Genomic DNA, 12,601 nt, shown 5'->3' on the forward strand with positions numbered 1-12,601 from the left:
GCCATCACGATCGGGTGTGCAAACACGCATGTCGATCAAACCCTCAAATCCCGGCAACGGGACTGAAACGAGCGATTCTAGCGGGGTGTGCGGGCAGGAATAAGCGATCAAACCCTCAAATCCCGGCAACGGGACTGAAACCAGTTGTTGGCTTTTGCGCGATCGTCCCTTCAAAGCGATCAAACCCTCAAATCCCGGCAACGGGACTGAAACATTAGCTACTGGCGAAGAATGCGATCGCTGATTTAGTCGATCAAACCCTCAAATCCCGGCAACGGGACTGAAACGCGGCAGATCCAGATCTCGATCGGGATTTTGAGATCGATCAAACCCTCAAATCCCGGCAACGGGACTGAAACTGTCCTCCTGAAACCTTATAAACGGGTTGCCCTTGTCGATCAAACCCTCAAATCCCGGCAACGGGACTGAAACATCGGGACACTCCCGAATCCGAAGCTCCGGCGGGAACGATCAAACCCTCAAATCCCGGCAACGGGACTGAAACTCTAAATCTTTAGAAGTTTGCTCTGCATAATTTAAACGATCAAACCCTCAAATCCCGGCAACGGGACTGAAACCTGTGATGAATATCACAAACGTATACAATAGACGGTTCGATCAAACCCTCAAATCCCGGCAACGGGACTGAAACTTGAATTGAGGAATACAAGCTTCAAAAAAGCAAGGCGATCAAACCCTCAAATCCCGGCAACGGGACTGAAACAAGTTATTTAGAGTTGGGGAGTATCTTTGAATTTCACGATCAAACCCTCAAATCCCGGCAACGGGACTGAAACTTATGCAGAATCCAACCCTTGAACACGTTATCAACGCGATCAAACCCTCAAATCCCGGCAACGGGACTGAAACTATTGAAAATCGCATTCTGCCTTATTATCCACTCACCGATCAAACCCTCAAATCCCGGCAACGGGACTGAAACAATAATGCAGAAGTGTCTACATCTACATTTCCAACGATCAAACCCTCAAATCCCGGCAACGGGACTGAAACTTTCTCACCTTCATTTACCCTTTACAAACTAGCTACGATCAAACCCTCAAATCCCGGCAACGGGACTGAAACATTACTCGTCTTCTCCTACTGAATCAGACGAAGAATCGATCAAACCCTCAAATCCCGGCAACGGGACTGAAACTTAGATTTGCAGGATAAGCTTTATGGGTTCCTACGATCAAACCCTCAAATCCCGGCAACGGGACTGAAACGAATGTTGTTGGTCATCCAAAACTCAACCAGAGAATCACCGATCAAACCCTCAAATCCCGACAACGGGACTGAAACCTCATCAAGCCAAAATTCCCCTGCTTGCGCTGTTTCGGATATTCATTCAATAGAGCGATCGAGTCCCTCTAAGTTTGCAGTATAAATAGCCACTCTTATCGAAGTTTCTATCCAAAATGATACGGATGCGACACAATGTAGGGTGAATATTGATACAGCCTTCCCATCGCCCCCTAAAACTCATGCTGACTTCTTCCGCCGAGGCGCGTGAACACTTAGTTAGAGCGCTCCGCCTCGACCTAATCGGGCCTAATCCAACCGACAACGACCACTACCAAACTGAGATCCTTTCTCAAGCCCCTTCAAAGTGGTATCTCACTGGATTTCTTGTCCCCTACGAAGCCAGCATCGAAGACCGCAGCACCCCCGACGGCAACGATCAACTCAGCCTCTTAGAATCCTCTAGTGCAAGTGACGAAGAAAACACGCCCGAAATGGCATCCGCCCGTAAAGGCTTATTCCCCTCCTCGATCGGCTTAAGCTTCCTCGTCACCCCCCAAACCCAATCTATCGAAGTCGAAATCACCTGGGGCGACTACCACTCGATCGAACAAGCCCCCGATCACGCCGAAACCGCTCTCCAAGAACGCACTTCAACCCCGTGGCAACGCACTCCACAACGCCGTCGCCTCACTGTGCCTCTCTCCAACCAACCTGCACCGACTACGATCGCACTACCCGATAGCAACGGCTTAGAACTCTCCCTCTCAGTCCGCCCCGTCACCGGAACCGACAAACTCCCAACTGGAACCCGTGCCGTTTCTCTATTTCTCGTCAACCATCGCCGTCCCGAAACCGATAGTAAACGAGATGCAGCTTACATCTTCCAAGCTCAGCTAACCGTTCAAACTCCCAATGGATTCGTCCCTCGTCCCGACCTCCGCACCCATCGCATCGAAGACGATGACGAACGCATCGCAGACCTGCAATTTCGCCAAGATTACGAATTCGCAGTCGGACACAACGTTTCTGTACTGGCCAATCCAACCCTCCCTTGCACCGAAGTCAAAACAGCTTGGATGCCCACCGCAGAAGTTGAAAAAGTGATCGCCAATGAAGAAATCCCAGTCGAGCTATCAATGGAAGCGATCGCACAAGCAAACTCTGCCGATGCAGTGCGCGCCCAAATTAGCCCAATGGTGCAAGCCTATGCAGACTGGATTGCAGCCCAACCCATTCCAGAACCCACAAACGCAAATGATCAACGCCCCATTACCGCTCGTGATTTGCTTCACCGCGCCACCATTGTTAATCAACGAATTGCTGCCGGACTCGCTGCTTTAGACGATCCACAAGTTCTCGAAGCATTCCAACTTGCCAATTGTGTGATCGCAACTGCAATCCGTCGTCGCCTCACTCACGGCAGCGATCTCCAACCCGAAGATATCAAACCTCCAAAATGGCGACCCTTCCAACTTGCCTTCGTCTTAATGAATCTCGTCGGCATTGCTCAACCCGAAAGCCGCGATCGTGAAATCGTTGACCTTCTCTTCTTCCCAACAGGCGGCGGTAAAACCGAAGCATATTTAGGACTAGCAGCCTTTACTCTCGTTCTCCGTCGCCTGCGAAACCCTGGCATTCAAGGAGCCGGAATGAGCGTCCTCATGCGCTACACGCTACGACTGCTCACGCTCGATCAACTCAGTCGAGCCACAACACTCATTTGTGCTTTAGAACTAGAACGCCAAAAAGATCCCGTCAAACTCGGTGTGCATCCTTTTGAAATTGGGCTATGGGTCGGGCTTGGCGCAACCCCAAATGAAATGGGGCACAAAGGTGACAAGAAAGAAGGCACTGCCCGACACCGCACTCGCGAATTCAAAGAAGGTAAAACCACCACCGCTCCAATCCCGATCGATAAATGTCCTTGGTGTGGTCATGCCCTCAAAAAAGAGTCCTTCCGACTCAAACCGTCAGAAGATCACCCTCTTGATTTAGAAGTCTCTTGTCTCAATCGTCGATGTGATTTCCGAGGCGATAACAAACTGCCAATCGTTGCGGTAGACGAAGCAATTTATCGTCGCATCCCTTGTTTCATCATTTCAACCGTTGATAAATTCGCAAACCTGCCTTGGGTCGGACGAACAGCTTCCCTATTTGGCAAAGTTACCAGTTATGACAACAGTGGATTCTATGGTGCAGCAACACCTCAGTCCAAAGGCACTCAGAAGCTCGAAAAGCCTCTTCCACCCCCAGATCTCATCATTCAAGATGAGCTACATCTCATTTCAGGCCCCTTAGGCACAATGGTCGGACTCTACGAAACAGTCATCGAAAACCTATGTTCTCAAGAAGTGAACGGCAAAACCATCAAACCCAAAATTGTTGCTTCGACCGCAACCGTTCGCCGTGCAACAAAGCAAATTCGCGCCCTGTTTGGTCGAGAACTAGTCGAAGTCTTTCCACCACCCGGCCCCGATCGCCGAGATTCCTTCTTTGCAAAAACGGTTTCTGCCACTGAGCGAAATGCTCGTCTCTATGTTGGAATCGCAGGACAAGGTCGAAGCCTCAAAGTCGTCCTACTCCGCTCTTACCTTGTTCTTCTTGGTGCTGCCCAAAAGCTCTGGGAAGAATCCGGCGGCGCGAAGAATAAATCTAACCCAGTCGATCCCTATATGACTTTACTCGGCTACTTCAACTCTCTCAGAGAACTCGGAGGCAGTCGCCGCATTGTAGAGGACGAAGTAAAATCACGTCTCGCAACCTACAGCACCCAAAAACGCATCACAGAGCCAGAAGGATTATTTGTCGATCGCACTATCACCGATGAACCGATCGAACTCACTTCACGAGTCAGCACCAGCCAAGTCGCAGAATCCAAAGGTCAGCTAGAAAGAACTTTCCACAGCAAAGAACGCGCTGTCGATGTTGTTCTTGCCACGAACATGATTTCTGTCGGTCTTGACATCACTCGCCTTGGCTTAATGGTCGTTCTCGGTCAACCCAAAACAACGGCTGAATATATCCAAGCCACAAGCCGAGTTGGACGCGATGAAGACCGCCCAGGATTGGTGATCACATTGATGAATATTCATCGTCCTCGCGATCGCTCATACTATGAGCGTTTCCAATCCTGGCACAACACCTTCTACCGTGCTGTAGAAGCAACCAGCGTTACCCCCTTTTCGCCTCGCGCTATCGATCGAGGATTAGCAGGAGTTTCAGTTGGACTGGCTCGACTCGGGTGCGACAAACTCACGGCTCCACACAATGCGTTAGCGATTCTCAATCACCGAGATGAACTCGACTTCGTAGCAGAAGCACTCTCACGCCGAGCCGAAAACCACGACAAAGATCGCTCCTCTGATGAGATCGAAGAACAACGCATCCGACTTCGCAGCGCCGTGATTGATCTCCTCGATAGTTGGTCACATCTTGCGGAAGAGAAAGGCAAACTGCAATACCAACAAGAAGAAGGTGCAGCCCCGCCGCTACTCTACGATCCCCTTGACCCAGAATCCCGCAAACAGCCAAAATTCAGGGCACAACGAAGTCTCCGCGATGTCGAACAATCCGTCAATCTCTGGATTGTGAATCCCGATGGTGCAGAATTGGAGGATGAATCATGAAATCTAAAAAGCGTCCACCCGATGGTGAAATTCGCCAGAGCCAAGTTCTCTCGACCTACGGGCCTGGTTCAATGGTTGACTTACCAGAAGCCTCTGTCCTCATTGGCGGACTCAATTACTGGAGATTTCCACCAGAGCGCAATGAAATTTTAGAAGAACGCCTCACTGCCAAGATTTACGATCGCCTCAAACATCACTATCCCGATCTCACCACAATTAAACTATTCACTCCCCCTGACAATAGCCAAGATCAGTTGGGAGTAAAAACTGGTATCAAAGCTTTCTTATTTCCAACTTGGTTTGTCGCTCAGACTGACGACACTTGGGAATCCAAAACCGGCAAAATCTACCGAACCCGTCCCCTCATTCCCTACGGACAAATCTATCGAGGTGGATACGTCGATCAAAACAAGAAGAAATGCCCCGTTGTTCCAGTTCGCTTTGTTCAAGCCTGCCCGAATGGTCATATTAGCGATATTAACTGGGGAGCCTTCGTTCAACACAATTCTGGCTGCACCAACCGTAAAGGTTCACTCTGGCTCGATGAAGGTGGAGCCAGTAATGACTTTGCAGATATCTTTGTTCGATGCCAGCAATGCGGCGCTCGTCGTCCCCTCTCTGATGCGACTCTCCCAAACTCGAAAGCTCTAGGAAAATGTGAAGGGAAACGTCCCTGGTTAGGCATCCATGATCAAGAGGAATGTATTGATCCAGAGAAGAACAAGCCCTATTACAGCCGCTTGCTCGTTCGTTCTGCGAGTAATGCCTACTTTGCTCAATCCTTGAGCGTGATTTCGCTGCCTGACTCAAATCAAAAATTACGAGATGCTGTCAATCAGGTCTATGATAGCGTTTTGCAAGTTGCTCAGAGCTTAGAGATGCTCCAGATTCTACGCCAAACTCCTCTAGCAACCAGCGTTTTACAAGGCTTCAGTGATGATGCAGTTTGGGAAGAAGTACAGCGTCGCCGGAATGGGGTCAAACTCGCTGATAAAAGCATTAAGCAAGTCGAAATCGAGACATTACTATCTCAGCCAAATGAAATTGGTGAAGATATTCCAGAAAGCAATTTCTATGCTCGAAATCGCTCGATTGAAAATCTCAATTCAAAGTTGAGCGATCGCATTGATCGCATCGTTCTTGTTCATCGTTTACGAGAAGTAACGGCTCAAATTGGCTTCACCCGATTTGAACCTAACCTAGCAGATATCGATGGCGAACTACAGCTTAATGTTCAAACGGCTGCATTGGGTCGAGAATTAAACTGGTTTCCAGCGATCGAGAACAAAGGCGAAGGTGTATTCATCTCATTCAGCCCAGATGCTATCCATACGTGGAAGGAACTCGATGCAGTCAGAAAACGAGGTGTAGACCTGCAAAGAGGTTTCAATACTTGGATAGAGCGAAAAGGACTTGATCCAAGTAAGCTCCTTTTCCCTGGAATGCCTTACATTATGCTGCATTCTTTATCTCATCTTTTAATCACTGCTGTTTCCCTAGAATGTGGTTACTCCGCCAGCGCGATTCGAGAACGAATTTACGCAGGTAGCTCTGGCTATGGCATTCTTCTGTACACAGGTTCATCAGGCTCAGAAGGAACTTTAGGTGGATTAGTTCAAGTTGGCAAACGTATTGAATCTCTTCTAGAAAGTGCATTAGAGCTTGGCAAACTCTGCTCAAATGATCCGGTTTGTGCTCAGCATAAACCTGCTGACACTCACGAAGAACGCTTCTTACATGGTGCAGCCTGTCATGGATGTTTACTAATCGCTGAAACTTCTTGTGAGCGCAATAATGAATTTCTCGATCGAGCATTAGTCGTTGATACAGTTGAGAACGCGGGTAGTGCGTTCTTCCCGGAGCATGGGTAAGACAGATTCTCCGTTTCTAAATTTGAGTTATCCGGCTCTGGTCAGTTTGATCACAGCATTAGAAACCGGACGTTTCTCATTTCCAGTTCATCCTGCAACTCTATCAGCCTATATCCCTGCGGATTCAACCAGCACGATCGCATTAGAACTGAATACGCTTTATCAGCAAGGAATGACAGTTCAGCATCTCACATATATGCTGAACCTTACGATCGCGGAGCGTCAATCGATTCAGAAACAGCGTGATCGCGTTGAGTTGGTTTGGACGGGGTTAGAAACACCGGGGATGGAAAGTCGAGATACTCATATTGTGGTGCAAGAACTCTTCGATCGAGCAACTCACAGTGTTCTGATTGCCAGCTATGCACTCGATACAGATACGAAGGGACAAATTCTGTTTTCAACTCTTGCAGCACGAATGGATCAGATCCCAACGCTAAGGGTAAGAATGTTTTTGAATATCAAGCGCACCTTTGGTAGTCAAAAGTCAGAGATTGCATTAGTCCAAGAGTTTGCTCAAACATTTCAGTATCGAATTTGGTGCGGGAACCGACTTCCAGAAGTGTTTTACGACCCCAGATCAGTTGCTCAAACCAAAGGCCCAAAAGCTTGCCTTCATGCTAAGTGTGTGATCGTAGATGAACAGTTTCTCTTCGTGACTTCTGCAAATTTCACCGAAGCTGCTCACGAACGCAATCTAGAAGCAGGCATTTTGCTAAAAGATCAAAGTGCTGCAAAAGGCATGAAGTTGCAATTTGAGCGGCTAGTGCAGTCTGGACAGTTGAAGCCCCTCAATCGCTTTTTTAACAAATAGAACATCAAAAACTTCAGTCACATTACCGACATTTGTATATTTGATCGCCACGTCTTAAAGCTCTTACTAAACTTTTCATCTCAATTCTTGCGATCGTGCTGTTCAATTAGAGGACTTTTGACCGAGTGAAACGAGTCGAATAACACATTCAGATTGTTTAGCGGTTCGACATTTCAACATACGATCGCGATTTTCTCGCCAAAGCTGAGCTAAAAACTCTAACTCTGCTGGACTATAGTACTGGTAGATTTGGGCAGATCGGGTTGACCATCCACCCAGGAAGCCAATACTCGCGATACTAAGAAATGCGATCGCGCTTGGTAATGCCACTCGAATTGCCCAACTTCCGCGCAATTCTAAAGCTGCAAGCTGAATCAATCCCTTTGCTTCTTTTGCCAAAGCTGCCTTGTATTCTTGAAGTGTGATATCTCGCTGATGCTCATATTCTGCTTTCTGATGAGCCTGTTGGGTTTCCATCCAGGTTTTCTGAGCAGATTGATGGGATGCAATTAGTGTATGAATATCTTGAATTTTTTGTTCAAAAGCTTGATTGTGTTCCTCGGTAAGTTGCTTTGCTCCTAGCAAACTCTCTTGCAAGACTTCACGCTCAGTTTGAATCAGCCGTTGAAGGGTCTTTACTTCTGAATCGACTAATCTGCGTAGAGTTTCTAACAATTGGGATAGAGTTGCTTCAAACTGTTCTGGGGCTTCTTGTAGCAAAATCTCTAATTGTCCAGTTGCAATCAAGATTTGAAAATTGGGGTCATTTGGGTCGAGATGATGGCGATATACAATGTCCAATACCTTTGCCTTGAAAGTATCAGAGCGTCCCTGAAGTAATGTATTGAGCAGAGTTTCTGATTCGTTCATGGGGAAACTCCAAAATATTGTCCAGCTTTGAAGATTTCGAGTTCCATTGTTTTGAGCCATTGGTGGACTCTTGATCGATTTGCTCGGCTTAGTGAGGAAGTCGCTCCTACTGCTTCTCGAAACGTGAAGTCTTTCTCATCGATCAAATCATAGGTATCATCAAATAAATCAGGCATGACGATCTCAATGCCACCGATCGCCAAGAATTGTTCCTTCGCTCTGGATTGGTCGAATCGTTTGAATTTCTCTGCTTCACCAAAATGCAGATTTTTCACTGCAACATAATCAACGCGATCGCTGCAAAATTCCATGAGTAATCGTAGAGCGTTGACAGAATCTTTCACCCTGGACATGACTGAAACAATGGTCAATCGATATCCCAATTCGGATGCGGATGATATTAACTGCACATCTTGCTCATATCGCTCAAAGGAATCTCCGGCTCCAGCAGGCAAATCGACAAGTGCGATCGCAGGTTTTTGCTGCTCAAGGTCGTCTAACAATACATCGGCTCCGCCTCTCAGAGCGATATTGATCCGAGAGATACCGATCGTTTTATTGTAGTGACGAAAGAGTTGAGGATTCTGAGTATCACTGTCATAAGCTGAGCAAGCAATGTTCAAATGGTGATAAACATCAAGTAAACCACGAGCAAAGCTGCTTTTGCCTGTGCCACCTTTGTTGCCTGTAATCAGGATTAGACGTTTCTGATATTGGCTTCGACTGGAGCGTTTTGTTTTCTGAAGTTTCGATGTGATAGTCATCTCAAGTTCTCCTGAGCAGGAACTACAATTCGTCGGGCATTTCTACGAATTCGCCAATGGTGTGACGCTTTGGGTGTGTATCAGCAGGGCGTTGTTTAGATATGGGCGTGTTATCAGGTGAATATTGGTTGGATAGATTTGGGATAGCAGAAGATTGAGCTTTCTTTGTCGGTCGTTGCTTGGGCGATCTTGTTTTGGTTGTCTCTGCTAGATATTGCCGCAGGGTATTTTCTGAAATGGCAATGCCCCGTTCTTTTAGAAATTCCACAATTTCTAGGTAGGAGTAGCCTTTTGATAGAGTCTGCTGGATTTCCTCGTTGAGATAGGTGATGATCTCTCGTAGAGTGCGCCCCTTTCTGGGTAACTGATGTAATGCTTCGAGAGTTTGCTGCAATGTTGCGTCATCAATTTCAACTAATGGCGGTTTCTTCTGAGCCATCGTTTGCCTCACTGCTTTATACAGATGACCTTTCACAGTCTTGAGATGACAGCGATCGCAAGTCCAGAGTGAATATCAAACTCATCTCATCAGAGTAGTCAGTTGAACGATTTTGAATGCCAGTTGCACCCTGAATTCATATCATTGAAGTTGCTTCTTATCCTAGCGGTGAAATCGAATATGGAATGCTATTTTAGGATTTCTTTATGTAATTTGAAATAATTGAGAAACTAAAGCAGACAGCATAATTTGTGATTGTGTACTTACTACGCAATTGTATTGATATAAATACGAAAGCTAACACTGCAGAGATAAGATTGACAAATTTGAGGAAACTTGAGGAAAGCAATTTAGAAGAGGAAAAATGTCTTATGCAATTGCGCGGATTAGAAAGCTGAAACGATCGAATTTAGCTGGATCAGAACAACACGTTAATCGCTTAAGAGAAACGCCGAATGCTAACCCGGAAAGACGAAACGTTCGATTGGTTGGGGAAAAGGAACCGACCCTGGAAGAATTGGTTCAGCAGCGAATTGGAGCGCAATCAATTCGGAAGAATGCGGTTTGGTGTGTGGAAATGTTGCTCACTGCTAGTCCAGAATACTTTCGAGCGAATACTCCTGGTCAGGCGAGCTATTGGGATGAAGAACGATTGGAGCGATTTCAGTGGACAGTACAGCAGTGGTTGACGGAAACCTATGGAGATCGCATTGTTCGAGCAGAATTGCATCTTGATGAAGCGACCCCTCACATTCATGCTTATCTCGTGCCTTTGGATGAGCGAGGTAAGTTAAATTGTCGGGGCTTGTTTGGCGATCGTACAAAGCTCAGGCAGTTTCAAGATAGCTATGCGAAGGCTCTGGAACCCTTGGGAATTCAGCGAGGGATTCGAGGAAGTCGGGCAACTCATACGGCGATTCAGGAATATTATGCAGCCGTCATGCAGGAGCCTGATTTTGGGTTGGATAGTGCGGTGATTCAACATCAACTTGTCGATCGTAGAAGACTTCTAAAGGAACGGAATGAACTGGAACAGACCGCAATGCATTTGGCGCGAGAAAATGGGCAATTGCAGCAACGACTTGAGAAGTTGGAAAAGGTTCAACTCGATTTGGATACTCAAGATTTGTCGCTTGAAAGAATTGCGGTCGAGCTAGGACTGAAACCAAATGGTAGGCAGACTGGACAATGGCAAAACGCCAGCCAGACGATTAGCATTACTGGCAATCGGTTTTATGATTGGCAGGCTTTGAGCGGTGGAACTGGGGTGATCGAGTTTGTGATGTATTTGCAGCAGTGTGATTTTAGAGCGGCGATCGTGTGGTTGCGCGATCGTTGGGGGGACGCTGCGACAGTACAAGCGGTGATACGGCAAACTGAGGAGATTTTGCAGTCAGAAGCAAAAAAGCTTTTTGTGTTGCCAGAGCTAGGGGAGCAACATTGGCAAGCGGTGAACGCATCTCTGACTAAAACTTTCAAGCTACCTGGGACATTGGTGGAGCGATTGTATCAAGCGAGATTGCTCTATCCAGATCAAGCGGGGCAAGTTGTATTTGTGCATCGATCGTTGAATACGCAAACAGCGAATGGTGCGACAGTTTATTCGATCAAGCAAAAGACGGAAACGGTTGCCGATGGAAGTTGGAGGAGGCAAGGGTGGTTTTATTTGGATAGTGAAGGAGGGATTAAACGGGTGGTGTTAGTGGATTCGGCGATCGCGGTTTTGGCAAAGTTTGTGTTTGATCAGCCTGTGCCTTCAGGGGTGCGGTATCTTGCGGCTTCACGAGATGATTTAGCGATCGTAGATGAGATTCGGCAGAGTTTGCCGGGTGCGATCGTGCAGGATTTGCGGGATCACGATTGGCATCGGATGTTGCTAGATAGTCTTTTCAGGAAGATGGATAGTCCTTTGGAAGAAAATAGAGAACAGAAGAGAATAGTAGAGCCTGAAATCGACTGAAATTTCTCTTCTGCCTAGCTTCTTCCCTCCGCTCTTGATATTCATCCTCGTCTATCATTTCGGAAGAGCATTCTAGCGGTCAAATAGGGCTGAAATCTCTGATAAAGATCGAGTGGAATTATGCTCAGTATTAGTTTCTATGCCAACAATGGCATCTTCTCCAAAATTAACCCCTCACTTTTATGCTGCGGTATCATATTGTTATCGTCGCTCAATTGTTCTATCTGGAGGCGCAGTATGCAAATCATTTTGGACGTGCCTGACGATGTAGGTGAAAGATTAGAAGCATTGCGCGATCGCCTGCCAGAATTACTCGATCGCGCAATGCAGGAGCTTTCTACACCTTCCTCTTTGACCTTTCAGGACGAACTACAAATCCTTGAACTTCTTGCCAGTCAACCTAAACCAGAAGACATTCTCGCCATTCGCCCAACGCCAGTCCTACAAGCTCGGATGAGTGATCTCCTCGCCCGAAACAAAGCTGGACAACTCTCACGCCAAGAGGAAGCCGAACTCGATCGTTACTTAGTCATTGAGCATCTGGTTCGGCTTGCAAAAGCAAATGCCTACAAGCGCTTACAAGAGATCGCATGAGTTATGTTTCAGCAGCCCTGCGTCGATTCGTTGTGCAACGTGCAGAGGAAAAGTGCGAATACTGCCAATTTCCTCAACATGCCTCTCTTTTCAGCTTTGAGATTGAGCATATTATTGCTGAGAAACATGATGGAAGCACTGAGGCAGATAATTTGGCATTGTCCTGTCCCTCTTGCAATCGGTTCAAAGGGACAGACTTAGGCTCAATCGATCCAGAGACTCGCCAGTTGACCTCTTTCTTTAATCCTCGAATTCAACACTGGTCAGATCACTTCTGCCTTGAATCTGCAACGATCATACCTCTCACGCCAGAAGGGCGTGTAACTGCCAAAATTCTTCAATTTAATTCTCCAGAGCGAGTTTCAGAGCGAGCGCAACTCATTGCTCTGAAACAGTATCCGCCCTAGTTATGAGT

At 47.0% G+C, this 12,601-nt stretch carries 9 protein-coding genes and 1 CRISPR repeat array (1 of these 10 cut by a window edge); of the genes, 6 read left to right on the forward strand and 3 right to left on the reverse strand.

The genetic code is table 11. The annotated features are described in order from the left end of the window. Positions 1-1,305: a CRISPR direct-repeat array (repeat unit 37 nt; unit sequence CGATCAAACCCTCAAATCCCGGCAACGGGACTGAAAC) (it extends 485 nt beyond the left edge of the window). 182 nt (positions 1,306-1,487) lie between these two features. The 3 genes from drmA to drmC are packed head-to-tail and all read left to right on the forward strand — an operon-like array spanning position 1,488 to position 7,559. Continuing rightward, a complete protein-coding gene (gene drmA / locus J0L70_RS23525) occupies positions 1,488-4,874 on the forward strand; it encodes a DISARM system helicase DrmA (protein WP_287456099.1) in 3,387 nt (1,128 codons plus the stop codon). Further along, positions 4,871-6,745 carry an MrfA Zn-binding domain-containing protein gene (drmB, locus tag J0L70_RS23530; RefSeq protein ID WP_287456100.1) on the forward strand — a complete coding sequence of 625 codons (1,875 nt, stop codon included), beginning with the start codon at positions 4,871-4,873 and terminating at the stop codon, positions 6,743-6,745. The genes drmA and drmB overlap by 4 nt, the downstream gene beginning before the upstream one ends. Next, complete coding sequence (gene drmC / locus J0L70_RS23535) at positions 6,738-7,559, forward strand: DISARM system phospholipase D-like protein DrmC (protein ID WP_287456101.1); 822 nt, start codon at positions 6,738-6,740, stop codon at positions 7,557-7,559. The genes drmB and drmC overlap by 8 nt, the downstream gene beginning before the upstream one ends. A 102-nt stretch (positions 7,560-7,661) precedes the next feature. Here the strand turns inward: drmC and J0L70_RS23540 are convergent, their stop codons facing one another. Genes J0L70_RS23540 through J0L70_RS23550 form a run of 3 tightly spaced genes read right to left on the reverse strand, consistent with a single transcriptional unit; the run spans position 7,662 to position 9,632 of the window. Then, positions 7,662-8,429, reverse strand: a complete 768-nt coding sequence (locus tag J0L70_RS23540) for a DUF6753 family protein (protein ID WP_287456103.1) — start codon at positions 8,427-8,429, stop codon at positions 7,662-7,664. Further along, positions 8,426-9,193: a P-loop NTPase family protein gene (locus J0L70_RS23545; protein ID WP_287456104.1), complete on the reverse strand. Its 768-nt coding sequence runs from the start codon at positions 9,191-9,193 to the stop codon at positions 8,426-8,428. The genes J0L70_RS23540 and J0L70_RS23545 overlap by 4 nt, the downstream gene beginning before the upstream one ends. Before the next feature lie 22 nt (positions 9,194-9,215). Then, a complete protein-coding gene (locus J0L70_RS23550; RefSeq protein ID WP_287456105.1) occupies positions 9,216-9,632 on the reverse strand; it encodes a hypothetical protein in 417 nt (138 codons plus the stop codon). 364 nt (positions 9,633-9,996) lie between these two features. Here J0L70_RS23550 and mobV point away from each other — a divergent pair, with 364 nt between their 5' ends. From mobV to J0L70_RS23565, 3 genes are all read left to right on the forward strand, one after another. Then, complete coding sequence (mobV, locus tag J0L70_RS23555) at positions 9,997-11,592, forward strand: MobV family relaxase (protein WP_287456106.1); 1,596 nt, start codon at positions 9,997-9,999, stop codon at positions 11,590-11,592. 237 nt (positions 11,593-11,829) lie between these two features. Continuing rightward, the gene (locus tag J0L70_RS23560; protein WP_287456107.1) at positions 11,830-12,186 is read left to right on the forward strand and encodes a hypothetical protein; all 357 of its coding nucleotides are present in this window, start codon (positions 11,830-11,832) and stop codon (positions 12,184-12,186) included. Next, entirely contained in the window at positions 12,183-12,593 is a 411-nt protein-coding gene (locus J0L70_RS23565; protein WP_287456108.1) for an HNH endonuclease, read from the forward strand. Before J0L70_RS23560 ends, J0L70_RS23565 begins: the two co-directional genes overlap by 4 nt. Positions 12,594-12,601: the final 8 nt, after the last annotated feature.

Source organism: Leptolyngbya sp. UWPOB_LEPTO1, from assembly GCF_017302695.1.
GTDB lineage: Bacteria > Cyanobacteriota > Cyanobacteriia > Leptolyngbyales > Leptolyngbyaceae > Leptolyngbya > Leptolyngbya boryana.

What these genes read in the sequence shown, in the direction of transcription:
- drmA (WP_287456099.1), top strand. Translation starts at nt 1,488, where the DNA reads ATGCTGACTTCTTCCGCCGAGGCGCGTGAACACTTAGTTAGAGCGCTC.
- drmB (WP_287456100.1), top strand. Translation starts at nt 4,871, where the DNA reads ATGAAATCTAAAAAGCGTCCACCCGATGGTGAAATTCGCCAGAGCCAA.
- drmC (WP_287456101.1), top strand. Translation starts at nt 6,738, where the DNA reads ATGGGTAAGACAGATTCTCCGTTTCTAAATTTGAGTTATCCGGCTCTG.
- J0L70_RS23540 (WP_287456103.1), bottom strand. Translation starts at nt 8,429, where the DNA reads ATGAACGAATCAGAAACTCTGCTCAATACATTACTTCAGGGACGCTCT.
- J0L70_RS23545 (WP_287456104.1), bottom strand. Translation starts at nt 9,193, where the DNA reads ATGACTATCACATCGAAACTTCAGAAAACAAAACGCTCCAGTCGAAGC.
- J0L70_RS23550 (WP_287456105.1), bottom strand. Translation starts at nt 9,632, where the DNA reads ATGGCTCAGAAGAAACCGCCATTAGTTGAAATTGATGACGCAACATTG.
- mobV (WP_287456106.1), top strand. Translation starts at nt 9,997, where the DNA reads ATGTCTTATGCAATTGCGCGGATTAGAAAGCTGAAACGATCGAATTTA.
- J0L70_RS23560 (WP_287456107.1), top strand. Translation starts at nt 11,830, where the DNA reads ATGCAAATCATTTTGGACGTGCCTGACGATGTAGGTGAAAGATTAGAA.
- J0L70_RS23565 (WP_287456108.1), top strand. Translation starts at nt 12,183, where the DNA reads ATGAGTTATGTTTCAGCAGCCCTGCGTCGATTCGTTGTGCAACGTGCA.